The organism is Acinetobacter sp. ASP199, from assembly GCF_022700675.1.
In the GTDB taxonomy this organism is placed as follows: Bacteria; Pseudomonadota; Gammaproteobacteria; order Pseudomonadales; family Moraxellaceae; genus Acinetobacter.
The window spans coordinates 1,696,310-1,720,273 of record NZ_CP062182.1 but is presented as its reverse complement, the minus strand read 5'-3'; the positions used below and the strand labels follow the sequence as shown (position 1 = coordinate 1,720,273).

General features: G+C 39.0%; 20 protein-coding genes, 4 pseudogenes and 1 other annotated feature. Of the genes and pseudogenes, 13 read left to right on the top strand and 11 right to left on the bottom strand.

The features are described from left to right. The first annotated feature begins 63 nt into the window (after positions 1-63). From IHE35_RS08125 to IHE35_RS08115, 3 genes are read left to right on the top strand one after another with little or no spacing between them, the layout of a single operon-like run. Positions 64-324 carry a hypothetical protein gene (locus tag IHE35_RS08125; protein ID WP_242786933.1) on the top strand — a complete coding sequence of 87 codons (261 nt, stop codon included), beginning with the start codon at positions 64-66 and terminating at the stop codon, positions 322-324. A gap of 1 nt (position 325) precedes the next feature. Next, a complete protein-coding gene (locus tag IHE35_RS08120) occupies positions 326-616 on the top strand; it encodes a hypothetical protein (protein ID WP_242786932.1) in 291 nt (96 codons plus the stop codon). 5 nt (positions 617-621) lie between these two features. Next, complete coding sequence (locus IHE35_RS08115; protein ID WP_242786931.1) at positions 622-2,220, top strand: PepSY-associated TM helix domain-containing protein; 1,599 nt, start codon at positions 622-624, stop codon at positions 2,218-2,220. Positions 2,221-2,386: 166 nt separating this feature from the next. Here IHE35_RS08115 and IHE35_RS08110 read toward each other — a convergent pair. The 3 genes and pseudogenes from IHE35_RS08110 to IHE35_RS08100 all read right to left on the bottom strand — a co-directional run bounded on the left by IHE35_RS08110 (position 2,387) and on the right by IHE35_RS08100 (position 4,602). Continuing rightward, a pseudogene (locus IHE35_RS08110) lies at positions 2,387-3,335 on the bottom strand (IS5 family transposase). Positions 3,336-3,412: 77 nt separating this feature from the next. Then, positions 3,413-4,249: a nuclease-related domain-containing protein gene (locus IHE35_RS08105; protein ID WP_242786930.1), complete on the bottom strand. Its 837-nt coding sequence runs from the start codon at positions 4,247-4,249 to the stop codon at positions 3,413-3,415. Between the two features lie 2 nt (positions 4,250-4,251). Then, on the bottom strand, positions 4,252-4,602 hold the full coding sequence (locus IHE35_RS08100) for a hypothetical protein (protein ID WP_242786929.1): 351 nt from the start codon (positions 4,600-4,602) through the stop codon (positions 4,252-4,254). Between the two features lie 180 nt (positions 4,603-4,782). On the opposite strand from IHE35_RS08100, the pseudogene IHE35_RS08095 reads away from it, so the two are divergent. Beyond that, positions 4,783-4,905, top strand: a pseudogene (locus IHE35_RS08095) (ATP-binding protein); the annotation flags it as partial. A gap of 182 nt (positions 4,906-5,087) precedes the next feature. Here IHE35_RS08095 and IHE35_RS08090 read toward each other — a convergent pair. The 3 genes and pseudogenes from IHE35_RS08090 to IHE35_RS08080 form a co-directional block, all read right to left on the bottom strand. Further along, positions 5,088-5,952 (bottom strand): annotated as a pseudogene (locus tag IHE35_RS08090) (IS3 family transposase). Beyond that, positions 5,548-5,664 (bottom strand) — a sequence feature (AL1L pseudoknot). It overlaps the preceding pseudogene by 117 nt. 65 nt (positions 5,953-6,017) lie before the next feature. Then, positions 6,018-6,122 (bottom strand): annotated as a pseudogene (locus IHE35_RS08085) (helix-turn-helix domain-containing protein); the annotation flags it as partial. Between the two features lie 103 nt (positions 6,123-6,225). Then, the gene (locus tag IHE35_RS08080; RefSeq protein ID WP_004812151.1) at positions 6,226-7,233 is read right to left on the bottom strand and encodes an AraC family transcriptional regulator; all 1,008 of its coding nucleotides are present in this window, start codon (positions 7,231-7,233) and stop codon (positions 6,226-6,228) included. Between the two features lie 147 nt (positions 7,234-7,380). On the opposite strand from IHE35_RS08080, the gene IHE35_RS08075 reads away from it, so the two are divergent. The 3 genes from IHE35_RS08075 to IHE35_RS08065 all read left to right on the top strand — a co-directional run bounded on the left by IHE35_RS08075 (position 7,381) and on the right by IHE35_RS08065 (position 10,061). After that, positions 7,381-8,292, top strand: coding sequence for an alpha/beta fold hydrolase (locus IHE35_RS08075; protein ID WP_005237595.1), 912 nt, complete (start codon positions 7,381-7,383; stop codon positions 8,290-8,292). A 14-nt stretch (positions 8,293-8,306) separates the two neighbouring features. Then, positions 8,307-9,143 (top strand): SDR family NAD(P)-dependent oxidoreductase, encoded by an 837-nt coding sequence (locus IHE35_RS08070; protein ID WP_242786927.1) that lies wholly within the window; start codon positions 8,307-8,309, stop codon positions 9,141-9,143. Between the two features lie 135 nt (positions 9,144-9,278). Beyond that, positions 9,279-10,061 (top strand): thioesterase family protein, encoded by a 783-nt coding sequence (locus tag IHE35_RS08065; protein WP_242786926.1) that lies wholly within the window; start codon positions 9,279-9,281, stop codon positions 10,059-10,061. Positions 10,062-10,091: 30 nt separating this feature from the next. Here the strand turns inward: IHE35_RS08065 and IHE35_RS08060 are convergent. From IHE35_RS08060 to IHE35_RS08045, 4 genes are all read right to left on the bottom strand, one after another. Then, positions 10,092-10,915 (bottom strand): IS5 family transposase gene (locus tag IHE35_RS08060; protein ID WP_242786925.1). Its coding sequence is split into 2 segments (ribosomal slippage): positions 10,092-10,532 and positions 10,535-10,915, totalling 822 coding nucleotides; the frame shifts between segments, so codons are not numbered across the junction. 107 nt (positions 10,916-11,022) lie between these two features. Further along, positions 11,023-11,931: a copper resistance protein B gene (locus IHE35_RS08055; protein WP_242786924.1), complete on the bottom strand. Its 909-nt coding sequence runs from the start codon at positions 11,929-11,931 to the stop codon at positions 11,023-11,025. Then, the gene (locus IHE35_RS08050) at positions 11,918-13,708 is read right to left on the bottom strand and encodes a copper resistance system multicopper oxidase (protein ID WP_242786923.1); all 1,791 of its coding nucleotides are present in this window, start codon (positions 13,706-13,708) and stop codon (positions 11,918-11,920) included. The genes IHE35_RS08055 and IHE35_RS08050 overlap by 14 nt, the downstream gene beginning before the upstream one ends. A 45-nt stretch (positions 13,709-13,753) precedes the next feature. Beyond that, positions 13,754-14,101, bottom strand: a complete 348-nt coding sequence (locus IHE35_RS08045) for a hypothetical protein (RefSeq protein ID WP_242786922.1) — start codon at positions 14,099-14,101, stop codon at positions 13,754-13,756. A gap of 233 nt (positions 14,102-14,334) precedes the next feature. On the opposite strand from IHE35_RS08045, the gene IHE35_RS08040 reads away from it, so the two are divergent. The 6 genes from IHE35_RS08040 (at position 14,335) to IHE35_RS08015 (ending at position 22,559) form a co-directional block, all read left to right on the top strand. Then, on the top strand, positions 14,335-14,733 hold the full coding sequence (locus IHE35_RS08040; protein WP_242786921.1) for a cation efflux protein, CzcI-like: 399 nt from the start codon (positions 14,335-14,337) through the stop codon (positions 14,731-14,733). Between the two features lie 48 nt (positions 14,734-14,781). Beyond that, a complete protein-coding gene (locus tag IHE35_RS08035) occupies positions 14,782-16,110 on the top strand; it encodes a TolC family protein (RefSeq protein ID WP_242786920.1) in 1,329 nt (442 codons plus the stop codon). A gap of 3 nt (positions 16,111-16,113) precedes the next feature. Then, positions 16,114-17,337 (top strand): efflux RND transporter periplasmic adaptor subunit, encoded by a 1,224-nt coding sequence (locus IHE35_RS08030; RefSeq protein ID WP_242786919.1) that lies wholly within the window; start codon positions 16,114-16,116, stop codon positions 17,335-17,337. Next, positions 17,327-20,497, top strand: coding sequence for a CusA/CzcA family heavy metal efflux RND transporter (locus IHE35_RS08025; RefSeq protein WP_242786918.1), 3,171 nt, complete (start codon positions 17,327-17,329; stop codon positions 20,495-20,497). Before IHE35_RS08030 ends, IHE35_RS08025 begins: the two co-directional genes overlap by 11 nt. Positions 20,498-20,554: 57 nt before the next feature. Further along, positions 20,555-21,445 carry a cation diffusion facilitator family transporter gene (locus tag IHE35_RS08020; protein ID WP_242786917.1) on the top strand — a complete coding sequence of 297 codons (891 nt, stop codon included), beginning with the start codon at positions 20,555-20,557 and terminating at the stop codon, positions 21,443-21,445. A 769-nt stretch (positions 21,446-22,214) separates the two neighbouring features. After that, complete coding sequence (locus IHE35_RS08015; protein ID WP_242786916.1) at positions 22,215-22,559, top strand: helix-turn-helix transcriptional regulator; 345 nt, start codon at positions 22,215-22,217, stop codon at positions 22,557-22,559. 458 nt (positions 22,560-23,017) lie between these two features. Here IHE35_RS08015 and IHE35_RS08010 read toward each other — a convergent pair whose 3' ends face one another. After that, entirely contained in the window at positions 23,018-23,887 is an 870-nt protein-coding gene (locus IHE35_RS08010; protein WP_242786915.1) for an alpha/beta fold hydrolase, read from the bottom strand. Positions 23,888-23,964 lie beyond the last annotated feature (77 nt).

Genomic DNA, 23,964 nt, shown 5'->3' with positions numbered 1-23,964 from the left:
CAGTAATGGGTCTGTCTCATTGCTGTGTTTGTCTTTGCGATTTCAATATAAGCATCATTGAGAGTGAAAAATTTGAAAATCTTTGCAGTCACTTTATGTTTATTGGGCAGTTTGATGCTCTATGGCAGTCACCGTCATCAAAGCTTATTTGGCACAGTATTATCTAAAAAAAATGTCATCTTAGGTGGTGGTTTATTGATGATCTCAATGATTTTACTGCTGTGTAGTGTACCCAAACTGGTCGCTATATATATGTGGTGTATGACGCTCATCACTACATGGTCACTCTTGCCATTTATAGCATTATTTAAGAAAAATATTTGACATGAAATTCCTTTTTCAACAAAGAATTCAAGCGGATTGGTGGTCAAAAAGCCTTGCAGGATGGGTTTTAGGCTTAAGTCTTGCTATTGCAATCGCCTCATTGATTACGATTTTGGCATTAAAACACTTAGCACCTAGTTTAGCGCCACAAATTGGCATGTGGTCGGTGCCTTGGTTGTATTTGCCTTTGGTATTTATCGCGTATTTTATTCCGAAAGGTTGGCAAGCACTGTTGATCTATACCGTATTTAACGCCGTGGCATATGGCATTTTATTTGGCATCCGAGGTTAAACATAGTGAAAATCCGTACCGATATTATTCGCCATGCCAAAGTCTTACATACATGGGTTGGTATTAGCACTGGCATTTTATTGTTCATTTGCTTTTTTGCAGGTGGACTCAGCATGTTCCAACATGAGCTGAGTAAATGGGCGACACCTGCCAGGCAAAATCTGAGTGAAATTCAGCTCAGTCAATACAATGAATTGGTGCGTCAAGCACAAGCAGAATATCCTGAAACTTTAAAAAGTTTTCAGCTTAATTTTGATTCTAAAGAATTTCATCATGCACCAATGCAATGGCAAGCACCTGTCGAAAGTCCAATGCAAGCGGGTGTAGATTTATATCAAAATGCGATGCTTGCTAGTTTAAATGCAGATGGGCATTTACAGGTCGAGCAGGAAAATTTATCCAAATTGGGCTGGCTCATTGAGCAACTGCATGAAACAGCAGGCATTCCTGGTTCATTGGGTGAGCATACCTTGGGTATGTATGTCATGGGGTTTGTTGCAGTTTTATATTTCTTGGCATTGATGACCGGTTTAATTGTGCTATTACCGACATTGGTGAAAGACTTTTTTGCCATTCGACCCGGTAAAAACAAAAAGCGTTTTTGGCTAGATGCACATAATGTGATTGGCATTACTAGCTTACCTTTTCATATCATTATTTGCGTCACAGTGATTTCATTTGCCTATCACGATGTGATTTATGATGCGATTGGTGGTTTGGTTTCTAAAGATAAGCCACTTTCAGCACGACCTGCTGCAACCAAAGTCGTTGAGCCTTTAGATACCTTAGACGTTGAACGGATTATTGCCAATATTCAGCGTCAAGCACCTGATTATCAAGTGAGCTCTATCAGTTTTAATCATTTAGACAACCCTGCTAAAGCTTCAGCACGTGCCAACTTATATAGTGCAAATCAAATGCTACGTGGTGATCTTTATGATGTCATGATGTTTAATCCTTATCAAACCGAAGCCTATAAAACCAATAACCTAAATACGCATGCCACACCGATGGATCAAGTGGTACGTTCCATGTTTAGTCTGCATTTTGGTAATTATGGTGGTGACTTTACCCGTTGGCTGTATTTTATTTTTGGCATCAGTGGCGCGTTTTTATTTTATTCTGGCAATATTTTATGGATCGAATCGCGGATTAAGCGTCAGAAAAATCCTGAAAATCTACCACCAAAACAACGTAAAGATGTACATTTTATTGCTAACTTAAGTATTGGTGCATGTTTAGGTTGTGTGTTTGCAGTGGTTGTCAGTATGGCATTAGGTCGTTGGGGGAGTTTAGCTCAGACGAATTTGCAAAGTATGAACCACTTGATGGTTTATAGTTATTATGCGGTCTTTTTACTGACAATTGTGTTTTGCTTTATCCGCGGTGCAGGCAAAGCACTGCCTCCGGTATTGGCAAGTATTGCTATGGTTTTGATTTTGATTGCACCTGTTAGTTTAGTCACCAGTTGGCTATCCGATGTGAGCATGCCGTTATGGTGGATTGATCTCATAGCGATCTTATTTGCACTGATTTTCTATAGATTTTATCAACAGGCAAAACAGCGTAGGGCAACTGCAGAGCAGGGTAGTATTTGGTCTTAAATATTAAACCATCAATGATTATTTTGCTGATCAACCATGTAAGTTATACCTGAGATATCTTATGTTATCTCAGGTTTATTTTATTTATTAAGTATTTGACTTGGTTGTTGGCATGGCTTTGTTGCACAAAGGTTTGAAAGGCAGAGCTACCCTAATTGAGCTAAATTCAAGTGACAACTTGGGTATGAGGACGACCTAATTGTGTGAATTTATTCAAGACTGCTACGCATGCATGAATCTCATTCACCTGACTAGAAAAACTCCTTGCTGTTAATTTATCGCCTGAGAAGCACTGCTTCGTAAGATTTGATGCAATGCATCTTAGTTTCCACCAAACTTCGACGGTGATAACCCGACCATTTTTTCCATAGGGTCCTGCCTAAATGTTTAACCGTTTGAAGTAACTCATTTCGTTCTATTGAACTGATTTTAGAATCTTTCTAGGGCTTGGCATTCTTTCTTGGTGGAATTACTGCATGTGCTTGACGATCTGAAATCACTTGTCTGCAGCATTTCGTGTCGTACGCCCCATCGGTATAGACAGAATCTATTCGCTCATCTGGTGGGATTTGATCCAGTAAATCACCGAGTACTTGTGAATCACTGACATTATTCGTCGTCAGCTGAACAGCACGTATTTGCAGTGTTTCAGCATCTATACCAATATGCAGTTTACGCCATTGCCGATGGTATTCAGGCTGATGTTTCTTACGTTTCCATTCACCCTCACCTAAAAACTTCAAGCCAGTGGAGTCGATGAGTAGGTGAAGTCCATCACAACTTTTCTGATAGCTAATCGCAATATCAATCGTCTTTTGTCTGCGACAGAGGGTCGTGTAATCTGGTGCGGTCCAATCCAGGCTGCACAGCTTAATCAAACTTTGAGTAAAGCCTGTGACCATACGTAAAGAAAGACGGAATAGAGATTTGATCATTAAACAGCATTGAATCGATGTATCGGAATAAGTTTGATTTCGTCCATGCTTGCCTTGAGGTTGTGCATACCATTGGGCCTTAGGATCAAACCAGATTGAAATATTTCCTCGGTTAATTAAGGCTCGGTTATACGAGGACCAATTGGTTGTACGGTAGATTTTAGGTGCAGGCTTCTTCATCTGGAAATTATATTGCCGAAGAAGCCTTCAAGAATAACTTTGTGCAACAAAGCCCTTTTTTACATCAGATGATATTTTTAGCGACCAAAGATCAAACTAAATAAGTACCCAACCCCTTCACCTTTCATACCATTAGCAATATGAAAAGCAATAGCTAAACAGATGATGACCGTTCCATAGAAAAATAGGTACGGTGCTAAAACACCTTTGAATTTCTTTTCCATTTGATCATGTAATGTGTATTTGATCGGAGCGGAACTTTGATCACGACTATTATTACTTGGACTATCACGATCATCTGACTGAATAAGATTGCGCTCTCTAGGAGCAACACCCTGATCCCAAGAATATTCTTTAAGTTTTAACTTGTTTACTAGGTATAAAATATCATCACTAGCAAGACTAATCCCCTTGGTATGGAGTCTAGACAAAGTATCCACTGAATTGGCAATATCGGTAACATAAAACCACTTTCTTACCGAATGAGATAAATCCATTTGCGTACTAGATAACTCATTCAGGATGATGCAACCACTAATAAAACCTAAGTTTTGGTCGGTAAACAATTCAGCACTTTTGAACCACTCTAAAACAGCAAATCTGTTCTTCCGAATCTGAACAAATGGATTAATCTGAGAACCACCCTGAACCTCAAGCTCACCATTAATCTGCCATTCCCCATTTTCCGACCCAACCAGATTGCCGGAATAGTTTTTTAGATCAATAACAACAATTGCTTCCTTGGTGAAAGCAATAACATCAATTTCCTGACCTGACCACATTGTGTTATAGAACAAATAAATCCAATCTTCACTATTACCCCAATGAAGCTTCAATTGGGTTAATAAGTCTTCAAACATTTTTTGTTCATTTTTCAGGTGGCTAACATCACCATAATACGCATGAATAGTCATTATTATTCCTCATCCGTATAAAACAAAACTTCACCGCATTTAGCACAAGAGTTGCGAATTTTGTAAGTATTGTTTTTTAAGGCATATCTGCGAATTGATGTACTTTCGCAAAAACAACATTTCACGATATTTGTAGTCACAACACATTGAGGGTATTCAGTTTTATACCATTCAAGTGTTTGGGTGTTACGAACAAAGCGCTGTCTCTGCCATCCAATTTGCCCAATTGTTCCGTGGTAATGGAAATACAATCCTGCTAGAGAGAAACCACCACCCCAAACCAAAAAGAACAAACCCGAATTACCATCCATCAACACGTAGTTATAAATTAACGCCGTGAAACCCACCGTCATAAAAAGACCAGTGAATATACTTGAAAAAATCACCTTTTCATTCTACCTAAAGTTTAAAAAATACTGCTTTCAATTAATTTCTAATAACAAATCCGAAATAATCACATCAACCCACTGCTTCTAATTTTCGAGCAATATATTGGTTGATTACAAGTCAAGTTCCGAAATTTATGGTTTGAGCAATTTCCTGATCCAACTATTGTTGATGCTGTAATGGATCGAATTTTACATAGGTCCTACGAATTAGAGATTAAAGGAAAATCATACAGAGAAAAACTTTACGCTGACAATGGCAATAACTAGATTTTTTGATTAAAGTGGCCTACTAGGAATAAGAATGACTGGTAGGCCGTATATAGGAATGAGTGGCTGATTAATCCAGTAATTTGCACTGTATATATATATTTAGGTGGCTTAATTTGAGTAGCAGTCATTTAATCTTCTCCTGAACCGTACCGGGTTTGTCGGAGACTTTTTTATTTAAGTTAGGCCACCTGACCTAACGGGTTAATCTTATCATAGTACATTGCTTCAAACTCAAAAGGCGATACATAACCCAGTGCACTGTGTACACGCTTTTTATTGAACAAATCTACCCAGTTTCGTGTCACAAGTTGTACATCTGCTAAACCTTGCCAATCTGCTTTTAGATATTCAATCACCTCTGTTTTGTATAAGCCATTCACCGTTTCAGCCAAAGCATTATCGTATGAATCACCAGTCGTACCGACTGATGCTCGTAAATTTGCAGCTTCTAAACGATTGGTATAGCGAATAGAAAGATATTGAACACCTCTATCGGAACGATGAATCACATTCTTTGGCATGCCTCGATCGTGCAATGCATTGCTCTAATGCATCGAGCACCATATCTGTATTCATGTGTGTTGATACTTTCCATCCAACAATTGCTCGTGAGAACACATCAGTTCGGTAATAGGTTGAAGCTGCGATCGGTAAAATCCTACAAATCGCATCAACACCATATAAGTCTTTATTGTTATGGATGAAATCCACCATTATTTGTGTGGGCGGTCGAGCTCCACCTGGGCGAAAAAAGCGGCTGCTTTACGTAGAATTTCATTGGCACGCTTTAATTCTTTAATTGCACGTTCCATTTGCTTCATTTTTTCTTGATCAGATATCTGTTGTACTTTAATAGGATTTTGCTGATCTAAATGCTTTTGATGCCAGGCACGAAGTGTTTCAGGAGTACAACCCTTGCGCAGTATACTGCTCAGGCGCAATAGCGGTGATCGCAGCCCAATTCGATGGATAATCTTTTTCAGATTCAATCAATAATTGAACCGCTCTTTCTCTGATTTCAGGGGTATATTTTAATTTTGTCATCGAACCTTGCGAAGCAGTGCTTCTCACTCAGAATATTGACTCTCCGACAAACCCGGTACGGTTCAAGATACACCCATCACTTTGCATGCTCTAGAAACATTCTGAAGTTCTTCGGCTAAATTGAGTAAGCCTACTTTGTGTTTAATGATTTGATTGTTAGTATGCAACATAAGAAAGTTACCTTTGTTTGATTAAGATTTCGACACCTTTATCAAAACGGGTAACTTTCTGTTTTTCAAGAAGAATGTACGATCAAGTCTGAACTAATACATATTAATAAACTTGATCTCTGCTTTGTTGCGGTGAAACACCTGTCATGGCTTTATATGCCCGAGTAAAAGCACTATGTTCAGAATATCCAAGCATTAATGCAATATCAGCAATTTGTATATCTGTATTTTTTAAATATGAGTCTGCCAGTTCTTGGCGGACTATATTAAGTTCATTGCGAAAATTTGTATTGGCATTTTGAAGCTTTCGTTGAAGTGTACGAGGTGAACGACAAAGTTTTTCTGCAATAAGTTCTATTGTTGGTTCACCATGTGGTAATTGATGTGCGATAGCTTTACGCACTGCCTCAATTATTGGTTCTTCCTTGGGCAATTGCTCCAATAGCTGGTTTGCATGCTGTTCTATAATTGTTAATAGACTTGGGTCTAAGGTCTTTATTGGGAGTTCTAGAGTTTCTTTACTAATTCGTATCACAGTTTCAGATTGATTAAATAAAACTGGACAACCAAAATATTGCTCGTACTGCATCAAATCATCAGGACAATCATGCATAAATTGTACAAATATAGGTGTAATATTTTTCTGAACGGAACTTCTACAGAACTGCATAATGACAGTAATACCTGTTTCATCAACCAATAAATCTGGTTTGTATAAGGTGGTGTCCCAAACTAATTCCACCCAATCTGGACCTTCTCGTGTAATCATTGGAATCACATCGAATATTAACCTTTGATATTTTTCCAGTTTTTCTAAAGCCGAAGCAAGATTGTCGCAAGCTAATAATACATAGCCCAAAACGCCAAGATGCCTTGGAGTAATCTTTTGTCCAAGATGTAAACCTAACATTGGATCAGCTAGGGCGATTGCAGCACGTGAAAGTAATTGTTCCCATAATTCAATAGAAATACCTTTTAAAGCGTTTGTAAGAGGTTGTGGGCGAGGATATTTTAAGATTTCGTCTGGGATTATTTTTTTTGCTTCAAGATAGTCATAGAGTACATGCACGTATGTTTCAGGAATCATTTTTCTATAGATTGGTTTGCTCATTAATTAACCTGAGTTTCTAGCTTTATGGCGTGAAGTATCAAGTAGGCTGTCATTAAGAGTCAAGCTAACAGCTTCATTTTCATTCAATATCTTTTGCATCATTCGTTGCAGTAATGAACGGTATCTGTTGTTTCAATGGAGTGCAAAATGGCAGTAAAAAATACTAAGAAGCCAGAAATCAATGAAATACAATTTAAATCTGGAAACTCTTATTGCAGTGGAACGCTTTATAAACCCACTACAAATGGACCATATCCGATCATTGTGATGGGACATGGCCTAGGCTCAGTCCGTGTGATGCGCTTGCCTGCTTATGCTGAAAGATTTGTTGAGGCAGGATATGGATGCTTGCTTTTTGATTATCGTCACTTTGGTACAAGTGGTGGTGAACCTCGCCAGTTATTGGATATCAATAAGCAATTGGAGGACTGGCGTTCAGCCTTGAGTTTTGTTCGTACTCAGAAAGATGTTGTTCAATCTAAAATTGTGATTTGGGGGACATCATTTGGTGGTGGGCATGTTCTTACTACTGCTGCAAATGATCATTCAATTGCAGCAGTAATATCTCAATGCCCATTTACAGATGGTTTAGCTTCTAGCTTAGCAACCAGTCCAATCAGCTCAATTAAAGTTACTGCACTTGCTTTAACAGATCGAATAGGTGCTATTTTTGGTGCAAAACCTATTATGGTTGCATCGGCTGGGAAACCGCACAGTGCGGCATTAATGACAGCCAAAGATTGTGAGGATGGATATCTACAGCTTGTACCTGAAAATTCAGAATTTCGAAATTATGTAGCAGCTCGATTTGCGCTCGATCTACTGACATATTTTCCGGGTAAATTCACCTCAAAAATTCAATGCCCAGTGCTATTTTGTGTGTGTGAAACAGATAGCGTTGCTCCAGCAAAAACCACCTTAAAACATGCTCAAAAAACACCACAAAAAGAAATCAAAATCTATTCAGAAGGTCATTTTGATATTTATGTGAATCAAGGCTTTGAAAAAGTCATTCACGATCAAATTGATTTTCTTAACCGGACTGTTTCAGCAAATTAAAAAAGGAATTGATTATGGCAAAATATGACTTAGATGGATTGGTAATTTTAATTACTGGCTCTACAGGTGGTTTAGGTTCAGCTTTGGCAACTGCTTTTGCAGCGAAAGGAGCTAAGTTGGCCTTATTGGATATTAATTTAGAAGCAGCAGACAAACAGGCTACATCACTTGGCGGATATACCATTGCCAAGGCATGGCAAGCCGATGTTTGTTCAATGGAAAGTCTTCAGAATGCTATTAATAGCGCTGCAGTACATTTTGGCCGGATTGATGTAGTGATTGCCAATGCTGGTATTACCTGTTTTGAACCAATTGAAAGTGCAAGTCCAGAACGGTTTGATCGAGTGATGGACATTAATTTAAATGGTGTATGGCGAACATTTAAAGCAGGTTTGCCTTACGTGCAAAAGCAGCAAGGTTATTTACTCGCAATCTCTTCATTGGCTGCCTTTTTCCATTCACCGTTACAGTCATCTTATTGTGCAAGCAAAGCTGGTGTTTGGGCTTTAAGCAACAGTATTCGTATGGAGCTTAAACATCTTAATGTCGGAGTTGGCAGTGTCCATCCTACTTTCTTTCATACGCCGTTGATGGATCAAACTTTTGATGATCCGGCCGGTCTGAAACTTTGGGGCGGTAACCAAACAGGCTTATGGAAAATGGTTGCACTTGAAGAAGTGGTCAATGCAATTGTTGATGCTGTAGAAAATCGCCGTGAATTTGTCGTAGTTCCGAAGAAAAATGGATTTGTTGCTCGTACACCTGGGCTTTTCCGTGGATTTATAGAACGAGTTGGGTTTAAAAACGAGGACGTCATTGAAGCGATTCGGCTTGCAGCATTAAAAAAATGATTTTATAACAAAATCATAGATTATTTTTTAGAGAATAGTCTGTGATTTTCTATTGTGTATGCAACTCAAACCCATATATGTTGTCTTAAAAAAAATCCATCGACATAAGTTTGGTTTATAAGTAAGGATACTCGCATGTACATGCCGACATTAGCTGATATATTTGACGGTCTCACCATCGAAACAACGTATACACCGCCAAAACATTGGTTACAGGGAAGAACTGCCTATGGTGGTTTTTCAGCAGCATTGGCTTTGCAGATTGCATTAAAGGAATTTCCAGAGGGGCTTCCTCCACTAAAAAGTGCGCAAATTGCGTTTATTGGCCCGGTCACTGAAAATGTGACATTTCATGCTGAAATTTTACGTCAAGGAAAGTCCGCGACACAGATTGCTGTTGATGCGCGTGTTCATGATGCACTCGTGCTCAGAACAGCTTTTATTTTTGCTGCGCCCAGAAAAAGTACAATTCAGCACAATCATATTAAAATGCCACAGGTAGACCGTCCTGAGGCATATTTACCTCCACCTGAGGAAATGTTTGTTCCAGATTTTTTCGATAATTTTAGTGTTCGGTTTGTCAGTCAATCTACTCCGGTATCTAACTCTGAAACGCCAGAATTACTGGCTTGGGTACGCTTAAATGATACAACGGATATATCACCAGAAGTTACATTATTAATTATTGGAGACTGTCTACCGCCAGCATCTATGGCATGTTTTAAAACACCTGCACCTATTAGCTCTATGAATTGGTCGGTTGATTTCGCACAATCTGCTAAACATAGCGAATGGTATCTTTTGAAGTCATTTAGCTTGATTTCTGATCAAGGATATTCTTATCAAATGATGCATGTGTGGAATGAAAAAGGGGAGTTGGTTTTATCTGGAACTCAAACTGTTGCCATTTTTGCTTGAGTTTTAATGATAGACCTCTTGCGAAAGTTGTTATTGCAAGTTGATTCGGTTTACCAGTGCAGCAATTAAGTTGATGCGTAAACCGAATCTTTTCCGTTTATTTCGATAGCGTTCACTTAAGATTCTAAATGTTTTCAATTGACTATTAATGTGTTCGATCACAACGCGTATTTTTCCAATCATTTTATTGTACTTTTTCTCAACTTCAAATAAAGGAAAATTCTTTTTTTTCTTTATGGGCATCAATAATTTAAAGCCATCTTGCTCTAATCCGTAGTACCCTAAATCAGTCATAACATATTCACAATGTTTGAATTTCTTAACCGTTTTCCTTGCCAATTTAATGTCATGCTGACTGCCATACGATATATCTAATCCTATGATTTGTTTACTCTTAGGATGGTAGATCACTTGGGCTTTAAGCGTATGTTTCTTCTTTTTACCACTATAGAACTTACTCTGATTTTTTTTTTCGGGCGTTCTATTGAACATTCTGTCGCATCAATAATGACCCAGTTAAAGCGTTCGTCTGTTGTGGTAAGGCTTCGTTTTGGCAGAGTAAAACGTCTTGATCTCATTAAGGCATCTTCAACCTTTTTAATGGTTCGGTTCACATTACTTTCAGCAATATGATAGTGTGCTGCTAACTCCAATTGAGTGCTATAATTTCGTAAGTAATTGAGTGTTAATAACAATTGATCCTCTATGGCTAAAGTATGAGGACGGCCTGATTTCTTTTTGAGTGATTCTGCTTTTTCTAAAACCTCGACCATTTCGGTAAAAACTGCTCGAGGTACGCCAACTAAGCGCTTGAATTCAGAATCTGAAAAACGGTTTAAGTTCTGATATCTCATGAAATCTATATGGGGATGGTTTTTACTTTCGCAAGAGATCTAATGAATTGCCCTTTTTCATGAGAAAAAGGGCAGCAAGTTAATCCAATTGAGTATGAACAGCACACTTAAAATTTAAACTTAATCCCTGTGCCATAGATCCAGTTTTGAGTGGAGTCGGATTGTCTTTGCCAAGATGTTTCATCATTGCCTTTTGAGTATTCGTAAGCAATGTTGATATAAGGTAAGACTTTTTTACTGATTTCATAACGGGTTTCAATTCCTGCAGTCACACCACTTAAACCTGTTTTTTTCGCATATTTAGAGCCATCATTAAAAATCAAATCCAATTCTAAATACGGCTGCATAATCAGTTTTTGTGTAATCAGAAAATCACGTTCAGTTTCTAGGCTAAAACTTGCGTAGCTATCTTCACCTAAATACAGATAAGCATCAGTTTCAAAGAAGTATGGTGCCATACCATGTAAGCCAATCACTGCATCGACATGCCCTTCGGTATCTTTAAGATGATCAGCTCGTGCAACTTTTTCACTGCGATAGCGTGCACCAAGCTGTGCATCCCAAAAGTCTGAAATCATACGGCTATATAAAATTTTGGCATCATAATGTGCATCATGTGACTCTTCTTTATCTGCATGAACTTTAACAAACACTTTATTTTCATCTGTGCCAATACGAGTCTCAAACTCTGACTTTAATGCACCTGTCCCATCATCATTGACCAACCATTGATTATCCATAGTGGTGACAGCATAAATCTGTGCACCATGCTCTTTTCGATGATCATGATGCCCACCACCATCCTGAGTAAACTCGCTCTCATGCTTTTTTAGATGCTTTGTTTGATGTTGTGCATGGCACATTTGAGCATGGTTCAGCTGCCTCGACTCAATAGGCGCAGTTGTCGATTTTTCATAAGAACGATGATCTTCACCATTGTGTGCAAAACTCACAGTACTCATCATCAACAATGACGATGCTAAAACAGTTTTAGAAAAAAGATTAATGATGTGCATGTTCAGTTCCTTTTTCTTCAGCAACTGGGTTTGCTTGAGTCGAATTTATTCCTTGGATTGGCGTCGTAGAGACTTGCTCATTGCTGACATTTGCTACGATTAACTTGTTCATCATGCCTGCACTCATGTGATAAAGCAGATGACAGTGGATTGCCCATTCACCCAGCTCGTCTGCGGTGAGTAGGGCGGTGACAGTCTTTCCAGGAGGAACAATCACAGTATGTTTATTGGGCATATCAACCGCATCTTGACCATTTTCCAATTGCATAAACATGCCATGTAAATGCATCGGGTGTGCCATCATGCTGTCATTGATAAATTTGATACGGATGCGCTCGCCATATTTCACTTTCAGCGGTTCAGCATCACTAAATTTTTTACCATTAATCGTCCAAATATAGCGCTCCATGGTTCCGCCTAAGCGCACCACCAATTCACTGCTTGCATCACGTGTATCTTTTTGCGGTTCTAAAGCCTTTAAGTCACTATATTGCAAGGCTTTATTTCCATCAGGTGTAGAGGAATTTGACCAACCATAAACCACTTGATCATTTTTTTGTGGTTTCACTGTGCCATGCTGTGAATGATCCATATCTGCATGATCAGTATGAGCAGCATGATTTATTTTCGAATGCTCAATGCTTTGCATATCACCATGGTTCATCTTTGAATGATCCATGCCTGTATGATCACTGCCACTATGCCCCATATCTTCCATCGTCAAAAGCGAGCGTGGACGTGGCGCAGGCATATGAATAGCATGGGTTACAGGATTCAGCTCATTATGTAGAGTGCCAATCGCATAACCTGAGCGATCTATAGATTCGGCTTCAATTTGGTAGTGATTTTTTTTAGGCTGCACAATCACATCGTATGTTTCGGCTGTGCCGAGTCGAAATTCATCGACGCTAACAGGCTGGACAGGTTGTCCATCTGCACTCACCACCGTCATTTTTAAATCAGGAATACTGACATCATAAAAGGACATGGCAGAGGCATTAATAAAGCGTAAACGAATTTTTTCATTCGGTTTAAACATGCCTGTCCAATTCTGTTGTGGTGTTTTGCCATTTATAAGAAAGGTATAGCCTGTAACATCGGATAGATCGGTTTTCAGCATACGCATCTGATTCCACATTTTACGGTCAGACCATGTTGCACTTAATCCATCACGTTTGATTTGCTTCCAAACATCCTGCAAAGTTTCACGTTGATTTTGATAGTATTCAGCCGATATTTTTAGATTTTTTTGAATCTCTTCACTTGAGCTTTCATGAAAATCAGACAGCATAACCACATAATCACGCTGGGTTTGCTCATGCTTGACTAAAGGTGTTTGACCTTTGGGATAGATGATAAATGCACCATACAAGCCATCTTGTTCTTGTCCTTTTGAATGGGCGTGATACCAATAGGTGCCATTTTGGCGGACTTTAAATTTATAGGTGAAATGGCTTTGAGGACGGATACCATTGAAGCCATTAAATCCGGGTACGCCATCCATTATGCCGGGGAGTAACAGTCCATGCCAATGAATAGATGAATCTTGATTTTTGAGCTGATTATGTACATGAATAACAGCCTCATCGCCTTCTTCAAACTCCAATCGTGGAGCGGGAAATTGCCCATTGACCGTGATTCGTTTTACTGCTTTACCTGTAAGATTCACCATCGCTTCATCAATATAAAGGTGATATTCCTTTACAGCAGAAAACGTCCATGATGATGTTACAAGGCAGATACCTGCAAGCAGACCTTGATTAAATTTTATAGACATGACTTAACCTAAATTGTGAAATGAAAAATTTTTCAGATAATTCAGTTAAGTTTTAGGTGGGCGTAAGATTTCTTGCCAATATCCATGGAGATATTGATGCGAATAAGTGAAATGAGGCCGATCTAAGCGATATACTGTATTTGGAACATGCAGTGAGGTGTGTTCTAAATCAAGCCCAAAAATTGGACTCTGGCAAGAGAAGCTAGCACATTCCTGACAATCTTTAGCATTTAGATTGGTATCAAATGCGAATGAATCATGACAATCATTGCTCATGCTGATGTCATGCGTATTGCTGTGCAGAGTCATCGGTTTTGCTTGATCTAAACAATGATCTGCACTCATAGACGTTTGCATATTGATATGCATGATTTTGACTGAAGCAACAGACACACTACTCCATCCTATGGCAAACACCATAAGGCAACAAAACCAAAGTTTTTTGGAGAGAGCAATCAACATATATGCTTGTCATTCATTCGAACTTCAATATAGTAGCCTAAGCTGATCTATTTTCAACTGCTATTTATCAGTATGGTCTTGGTCATCTGTCTAAATAATAGGTCTTGACCTTTGAGCGCATCTCGGCTTTATAATGGCGTTCAAATTGATTTATTCGTTTTCGTATGCGTTCATCAACATGGATTACAGTCTTAGTGGGTTTGTTCATGTTCCAAAGTCTTTGGAATGTGGCAGCTGCTTTTTGTGTGCATGAAGAACCTATTACAGTAAATCAAAGCTATCACTTTGGACATCATAGCAATGCTTTATGCGTAAGTGATACTCAGCATGATCGTCATCAAGCCTCTGAATCAGTTTCCAAGACTTTAGATTTAGGTGAGGATCATCAAGATCATCTTCCATCGATGACGCACTTGATATTGGAACAGCAACAACATTCCTTTATTCCATTGTTGTTTTCCTTAGCTGTAGCGCCTAAATATGCTTGGCGCAATGATTACAGATCGCCAGATTTAAATGCTCAAACTCCTCCTCCCGAATTTTCCCCGCTAATGGTGGGGTAGCCTAAAACATTCCCACCACTTTTATCTTTTAATGAGTGGGAAATAATCATGTCTTTTCAAAATAAGGCCGTTGCAAGTCAATGCGTGGCCATTGGGTTATTGCTATTTGGCTTTCAAACGAGTCATGCGTCTACATACGAAATTTCGAATTTCCAAGAGGCTTTAGCCAAAGTTCAGCAGTATCAATCACAAGCTGAACTTCAGCAACAACGTCAGCAACTTGCAACTTTAAATCATCAAAATAGCCGTTTATGGCAAAACCCAACTTTTTCAATCGAGCAGAGTGGTTTTGCATCCGGTCAGGAACAAGAACTCAGTGTTGGTATTCGTCAGCCACTCGATGTCTTTGGTCAAACTAAGTTAAATCAAAAAATAGCCGCAATTTCAGAACAACAGCTTCAATTGCAAGAACAGCTTTGGCAAGCGCAGAGTGAATTGGTAGTGAAGTATGCTTGGGCACAGTATCTATTATCCGAAACTGAAAGGACTATTTTTGCAAAGCAACTTAAGCTCAGCCAAAGCAATCTAGACAGTGCCCAAAAGCGTTACCAAGCGGGGAGTATTGCCTTGGTGGATTATGAGCGTGCTCAAATTGAACATTTGGATGTTCAAAGACAATCTCAACAGGCTTTACTGGCGCTACAAGCATCGCAACGACAATTGTCTCATTTGTGGGGAGAATCACAACCTTCCTTAAGTATTCAAGCAAATAAAGTCATTTGGCCAAGCGAGATAGAGCGTTCAGTTGAGCAAAATATCCAACAAGGTTGGCTCGAAAAACTATATGCCTTGAATATGCAACAATCTCAGCAAAAAGTAGAAAGACTCAGGATAAAAAACCGTCCTCAACCCACTTTGAATTTTGACATGACTCAGACCAAGACACCTCAATCTTCGGATGAAACGACTTTGGCATTGGGTGTCGAAATTCCGTTAAATATTTTTAATCGTCAGCAATATACGATTCCAATGGCAGAGCGCCAACAGCAGTTATTAAATCAAGTCCAACAAAGAGAGCTTAAGCAGCAAATTCTTGATATAGCAAATCAATTGAATGAATTGAAAGGTTTGCGCCAACAATATGATGCGACAAGTGCACAAATTCAACTCTCTGAAAAAGTCCATTCTCGTACTTTACAAGGCTTTCAGGCAGGAAAGTTCTCCATCACAGATATGCAGCAAACATCATTACAACTGCAAAATTTACATGTGGCGCAGCTGCAAATATTGAAACAAGCATGGCAAAACGCACTCAGCATTGAAGCCTTAAGTCTAGGCACAAGTTATGAAGAGATCAGCCAATCCAATGCTTATAGCCAGTTGAATAAAAAAGCCTTTGTCGAAACTCAAAATCTGTTGAATGGTCAGGGAGAATAAATCATGAAACAACATCAATTTGGAAAAATCTCTCAACCCATTTTAATCAGTGTTTTGATCGGGTTGACTATTTTGATCAGCCTTTGGATTTGGTTGAGTAACCGCAATGAAAAAAATGATACGCATGAACATGAAGGCGAAACTGAGCAACATGCTGAAGAAAATACGGTAGATTCACATAGTGAAGAAGGCGAAATACAGCTGACAGCTCAGCAGATGGTGGAACATGGGCTTAAAGTTGAAACAGCCACACAGGGGCAGGTAAATAGCTTTGTAACTCTCCCAGGAAAATTGGTGGTGAATACGGATCAGCAAGCGCATATTTCACCGAATTTCAGTGGTCATGTTGAGCAAGTTCATGTTGCACTGGGGCAATACGTAGAACGTGGTCAAACGCTTGCTGTACTTTCTGTGCCTGAATTAATTGACCAGCAAGCAAACTTAAGCATGGCGCAGTCAAGTCTGCGTTTGGCACAACAAGAATATCAACGTGAACAACAGTTGTGGTCACAAGGTATTTCGGCAAAACAAGATTTGCAACGTGCTGAAAATGCCTATCGCCAAGCCCAAATTACAGTGCAATCTCAACAAGCCCGTTTAAAAGCACTTGGTTCAACTGGGCAAAATGGACGCTTTGTTATTCGTGCGCCTATTTCAGGCATGATTAGTCAAAAAGACATAGTTGTCGGTGAAAATGTCCAAGTGGCGGATCAGCTTTTTGTGATTGAAAATCTAAAAGACCTTTGGTTGGAATTTAATCTACCCAATACCTCAAATGTTCAGCTTCAAGCAGGGCAAATTTTAAAGTTTAAAATCAATGGTTCTGATCAAGACTACCAAGCTAAAGTACAAATCTTGAATTCACAAGCAGATGTACAAACAGGGCGTTTACAAGTCCGTGCCAAAGTCACTACACAAGCAGATGTACTGCGTCCAAATGTTTTGGTAAATGTTTTTGTGACTGATGCACAAACAAAAACAGTATTAAGAATTCAGAAAAAAGCCTTACAGCAGGTGGAAGGAAAGCCTGTGGTATTCGTGGTTGAGTCTGAAGAAAAAGGACAGGTTCATCTGAAAGTACAGCCGATTGAAGTGGGCGTGAGCAGTCAGGATGGGCAATGGCTAGAAGTCATTTCTGGATTAACTGAAGGGCAGAAATACATTGCTGATGGCAGTTTTTTATTAAAGTCTGAATTAGAAAAAGATGAGGCTGGCCATGAACACTAATCATGATTTACCTCGTCCTGAAGGATTATTTGAGCGCATTATTCAGTTTTCAATTCAAAATGCCATTTGGGTGATGTTATTTGTCTGCACATGGATAGCTGTCGGCATTTATAGTTATCAAAAATTGCCGATTGATGCTGTGCCTGATATTACCAATACCCAAGTGCAGATTAATACCCAAGCCAATGGCTTTACTGCACTTGAAGTAGAACAACGGATTACCTATCCGATTGAAAATGCCATGGCAGGTATTCCAGATTTGGAGCTGACACGTTCAATTTCACGTTATGGGTTATCCCAAGTCACTGTGGTTTTTAAAGACGGTACGGATATATATTGGGCACGGCAACAAATTAACCAACGTGTGCAAGAGGTACAGGCAGAACTGCCCAATCAAGTTTCACCCACTATGTCACCTGTATCGACTGGCTTAGGGGAAATTTATCAATGGGTCGTTAAAGCTGAACCGAATGCGAAAAAAGCAGATGGCTCTACTTATACAGCGATGGATTTAAGGGAAATTCAGGATTGGATTGTTCGACCGCAATTGCAACGTGTCAAAGGCGTGGCTGAAATCAACAGCATTGGTGGCTTTAATAAAACATATCTTGTTTCACCCGATCTGAGTCGTATGCAGCAGTTAAATATTGGTTTAGATCAATTACAGCAAGCATTGACACTGAACAATGAAAATCGTGGTGCAGGTTTTATTGAGGAAAATGGTCAGCAACTCACAGTTCGTGTGCCGGGTACACTGAACAATATCAGTGATATTGAAAACACCATGATTGCAAGTCCGAACGGTAGTCCAATCCGTGTAGGTGATATTGCTCAAGTCGCAATTGGTCATGATCTTAGAACAGGTGGCGCAACCTATAATGGTGAAGAAACGGTGCTAGGTATTGCCATGATGGCGATGGGCGAAAATAGCCGTACAGTATCCAAAGCGGTAGATACTAAGATCCAAGAGGTTCAGAAAAGCTTACCCGAAGGGATTAAAATTGAAACCGTCTATGACCGCACCAGTTTGGTAGAAAAGGCAATTAAAACGGTACAAAAAAACTTGGTTGAAGGTGCCATTTTAGTCATCATCATTCTGTTTATATTTCTTGGGAATATTCGTGCCGCTTTAATTACCGCCTGTGTCATTCCATTATCGATGTTATTTACCTTAACAGGCATGGCGCAAAAAAATATTAGTGCCAATCTCATGAGTTTAGGTGCTTTAGATTTTGGGATTATTGTTGATGGGGCAGTGGTCATTGTTGAAAACTGTATACGTCGTTTGGCATCCGCTCAGCAACAGTTAAAACGACAACTCACTCAACAAGAGCGTTTTAAAGAGGTCTTTTTAGCCGCACGCCAAGCTCGACGTCCCTTGATTTTTGGGCAATTGATTATTTTAGTGGTGTATTTTCCGATTTTTGCTTTAACTGGTGTGGAAGCAAAAATGTTCCATCCAATGGCACTGACTGTTGTACTCGCACTTGTTGCAGCCATTATATTATCAATCACTTTTGTACCTGCTGCGGTGGCGCTGTGGGTCAAAGGCGATATTCAAGAGAAAGAAAGTCGTTGGATGTTGTGGCTCAAAGCTAAATATCAGCAAATTCTTGATAAGGCTTATCAATACAAAGCAGTTGTGCTGACTTTTGCACTGTGTTTATTAGTGATTACGGGATTCATCAGTACCAAACTCGGCAGTGAATTTGCACCACAGCTCAGTGAAGGAGACTTTGCGGTACAACAGTTGCGTTCACCAAGTACAGGCTTAGAAGAGTCTTTACGTATTCAGGAGAATACTGAAAAGCTTCTTTTAAAGAGTTTCCCTGAAATTAAGGCAGTATTTGCCAGAACGGGGACAGCCGAGGTTGCAACAGATGTCATGCCACCCAATATTTCAGATGGCTATATCATGTTAAAGCCTCGTTCAGAATGGCCAAATCCTAAAGAAAGTTTAGATGAATTACGTGGCCGTATGGTGACGTATTTAGCCACGATTCCAGGCAATAATAGTGAATTTTCTCAACCGATTGAACTCCGATTTAATGAATTAATTTCAGGTGTACGTAGTGATGTTGGTGTGAAAATATTCGGTGATGATATGGAGGTTCTGAATACTGAGGCGACCAAAATCTCTAAAATCATTCAGCAAATATCAGGTAGCAGTGCCGTGAAAGTCGAGCAGACCTCAGGTTTACCATTACTGAATGTCGAGGTAAATAAAGCTTTGGCTGCACAATATGGTTTGAGTGTGCGTTCAATTCAAGACCTTGTGGCAACCAGTATTGGTGGTCAAAATGTGGGTGAAATATTAGAAGGTGATCGACGTTTTGATTTTGAGATTCGGTTAACTGATCAAGATCGAAATGTAGCAACTGTTGCTCAGTTGCCAATTCAGCTTCCTAGTGGGGGGCAAATTGTCTTAGCCGATGTTGCAACAGTCAGTCTCATCGAAGGGGTGAACCAAGTCAGCCGTGAAAATGGTAAACGTCGTATTGTCGTGACAACTAATGTTGAAGGGCGTGATTTGGGTTCGTATGTAACTGAATTACAAAATCAATTATCCACCTATGATTTACCAAGTGGTTATTGGATTGAATATGGTGGTCAATTTGAAAATTTAGCTTCAGCTCAATCACGTATGCAAATTGTGATTCCATTGGCTTTATTGACGATCTTTATTTTGCTCATGGCAGTATTTCATAATGTTAAAGAGAGTCTTTTGGTATTTACAGGCGTACCATTCGCTTTAACAGGTGGTGTTTTATTCCTTTGGCTACGTGATATTCCATTATCCATGTCAGCAGGCATTGGTTTTATTGCACTGTCGGGTGTTGCTGTGCTGAATGGTCTAGTGATGCTGACCTTTATTAAAGAACTTCGAGAGCAATACAGTTTAGATGAAGCGGTATGGAAAGGGGCTATCTTGCGTTTACGCCCTGTATTAATGACAGCTTGTGTTGCATCACTTGGTTTTGTACCGATGGCACTTGCTACAGGAACAGGTGCTGAAGTACAACGACCATTAGCGACAGTCGTCATTGGCGGCATTATTTCATCCACGTTATTAACATTGATTTTATTACCTGTTTTATATCGTTGGATAAATATTAAACAAGACAATCAGCCACTAGAAACGAAAACTTATTCAGTATAAATATATTCAAGCGAATGCTTCGGCTTCGCTTGAATAATCAATAATAAGGAGAGCACGATGAGCGGCTCACATCAACATGACCACAGTCATTTTGAAGCATCAGAAAAAAATGCCAAAAAACTCTATATCGCTTTAGCATTAACCAGCACATTTTTGATTATTGAAGTCATCGCTGCATTTATCACGCAAAGTTTGGCGCTGCTCTCTGATGCTGCGCACATGTTGACAGATGCGGCGGCACTTGCGATTGCTTTGGTAGCAATTAAAATCGGACAAAAACCTGCAGATGATAAGCGTACATTTGGTTATCAACGCTTTGAAATTTTGGCTGCATTATTTAATGCATTAATGTTATTTGTTGTTGCGCTGTATATATTATTTGAAGCCTATCAGCGCTTTGATAATCCTCCTGAAATTCAAAGCATTGGAATGTTGGTTGTGGCAACAATCGGGCTGATCATTAATCTCATCTCAATGAAAATATTGCTCTCGAGTAGCAAAGAAAGTCTCAATATTAAAGGTGCTTATTTAGAGGTGCTCAGTGATGCTTTAGGTTCAGTTGGCGTCATTATTGGTGCCTTAATCATCTATTTCACAGGATGGATGTGGATTGATACGCTGATTGCAGTATTGATTGGGTTTTGGGTGCTGCCAAGAACTTGGATTTTATTGAAACAAAGTATCCATATCTTGTTAGAAGGTGTACCTGAAGAAATTGATATTGAGCAGTTAAGATCAGATTTATTAAGCTTAGAAGGGGTTCAAAGTATTCATGAGTTAAAAGTGTGGGCGATTACGTCAAAAAAGGTGGTGTTGACTGTGCATTTGGTTGCACCTGATGTAGATCAAAAACAATTATACGATCAGGCTTTTCATCTACTTCATGAACGCCATCATATCAGTGATATGACACTGCAAATTGAAGATGATAATTGGCATAGGCACTAGAATGCTAAGTAAAAAAGCATATTTGTAATTACAAAGGTAATTTTGACATAGGTCAATTCTGTAAAAATGGTGTAGGTATGAGTTATTATACAGGTTGGTTGAAGGCATTGTTGGACAATTTATTAGCGGAAAAATTTTGCTAGTGATCATGTTACTTTTCCAATTCTGTTCTAAATACCTAATACAAATTAATAGTGATAAGCCATTCTCATCTGAGAAACGATAAAGTTTGACCTAGGTTGAGCTTTTCTACATTCAGCATCGGTAAGTTTTATTTTTATTTACCAAAATAATTATTAAAATCATTTGGGTGAGTTTACCCAATGATTTTATCGTGGTACTAGATTAGCTTCATTTTTATTAAAATTTGATCAAAAGTTGTGGGGTCTAGTCAATGAGTTTTACTTAAATTATATGTTGATATCAGCACAGCAGATTGCATCTGAGCACCCATGCTGTTTTTAATTAGTTACTTCGTGGGGGAGTGATTATTATGCAAAACTTACCAGTAGATCGACTAAGATAAACAACCTGAATTAAATTGAAGAGGCTCTTAATAAGTCAATAAGTTTGATGGTATTACTACTATCAAAAGTTTAGTGTGAGTCGATACTATAAGTAGTACAGAATATATTGTTAGGTAGTTACAAAATTTGCTACTTATTCATAAACAAAAGTCCATTTAAGTCCATTTTTTGCATCTACCAACTCGCTTTTTATAAGAAGTACAGTTCTGGTCTTTGAAGGCTATTTGAATAGAGAGGGATACATGCAGTTTTCAAGAGATGATAGCGCACAATACATCGCAAGCATTCTTGGAGAGCGACTAAAGCGTGTGCGTTTAAATCTTGATAGAACACAGGAAGAAGTTGCTTCAAAGGCCTGGGTTTCGAGAAGAGCAGTCATGAATGCGGAAAAAGGAGAAGTAACTTTAGAAAACTTGGTTGCCATTATGAGGGCATTAGAAATGACAAATAATTTAAATATCTTTATACCAGCACCCTCTATTTCCCCAATACAATTATTGAAAATGAAAGGAAATATACGAAAGAAGGCATCAGGAGGAAATAAAAAAATAAAAGAAGCTAGCCAGTCCAAGCCTAGCGACTGGTGATATGTCTTGGTATAAGTTATGCTGTAATATGAGGCAAGAAAGTTTAGTATCCAAAGTATTTAAAACAATTAATAACTTGGTATTTTTTGTGCTTTGAATATTATTTTTACGCCAAAATTCCGCCAATTATGTGTATATTGTTGATTTTAATAAATAAAAAGCCCCATGGTTAGGGGCTAGTCGTATCACTCGCGTGATACTCATATAAGGCTCATCTCATACTGTCTGTATTAGAACACAGATCTGCATGAACTGATATGAATATCTTATTTTCGTCAGCAGATTCTCAATAGCTGATCTATTTGTGTTCATTTTAATCCTGATGTAAAGATTGGCTTGAGTGAGGTGTATTCAAACCTTATTTTTTGATTTAGAAAATTAAAAAGTGAAAATCATATTCATAAAAAAACCACCAGGTCGGGTTACAGGCCTGATGGTATAAAGCACAAACTAAAAAGTTATATCGAAGCCATTTCCTGTTCAATTACAGGCCATAAATTCTGATGGCTACGTTTAAACATCAGCATATGACCAATACCTTTATGACCATATTGCTGTGGTTTCAATTCAATCATTTCGGTCTTAGCATTCGGGTATAAACGGATTAAATCTTTGACATTGGCTTCAGTAGCAATTTCATCATCCGTACTCCACAGCACTGTAATCGGGCAGGTGATCTGTTCATGATGATTTTCTGTATTTGCAACTGTTTTGCCAATCGCATTGATGACATAACCGGGTTTACTACAGAACTGGGCCCATTGTTTAGCCACATCCTTAGGCAGGTTTTCACCCATGCCAATCTTGCTGGTTGGACCATAACCGATGGTGAAACGTGAAAGTGGAAAAATCACATCAAACATGAGCGGGGCCAGTAATTTGGTACGTCCTTTAAGACCTTTGATATGGCCTGTTGATGCAGAAACAGCGACAACTTTAGCAACTTTGTCATAGTTCGGTACGATCCCGAGTAACTGGCCGCCCGCACTATGACCCACTAGAATGACTTTTTGGGCGTGTGTCTTATCTAGCAAAGCATTGATTGCTGCTGGAATATCTAACTGTCCCCATTTCACGATGCTGGCTTTGGATTCCTTTAAAGGACCATTCAAAGACTGACCAATACCACGGAAGTCAAAACATAAGACATCATAACCTTGTGCTTGCAGCCACACATTAAAACTGTGATAGAACTGAGCGGTAATCCCGGTCGCGGGACAAACCAGGACAGGTAGAGCTTTCCGGGTGGCTTCATTGGCGGCGTAAAAGCGTGCTGTCAATGGATAGCCATCCTTGCACCTCATGGTTAATGTTTCAAATTCAGACATGCGCTACACTATATTTTTGGAATCATTATCAAGAATTAATCTACACCAGTTCCGAGCAGGGACAGCTTTAAAATATG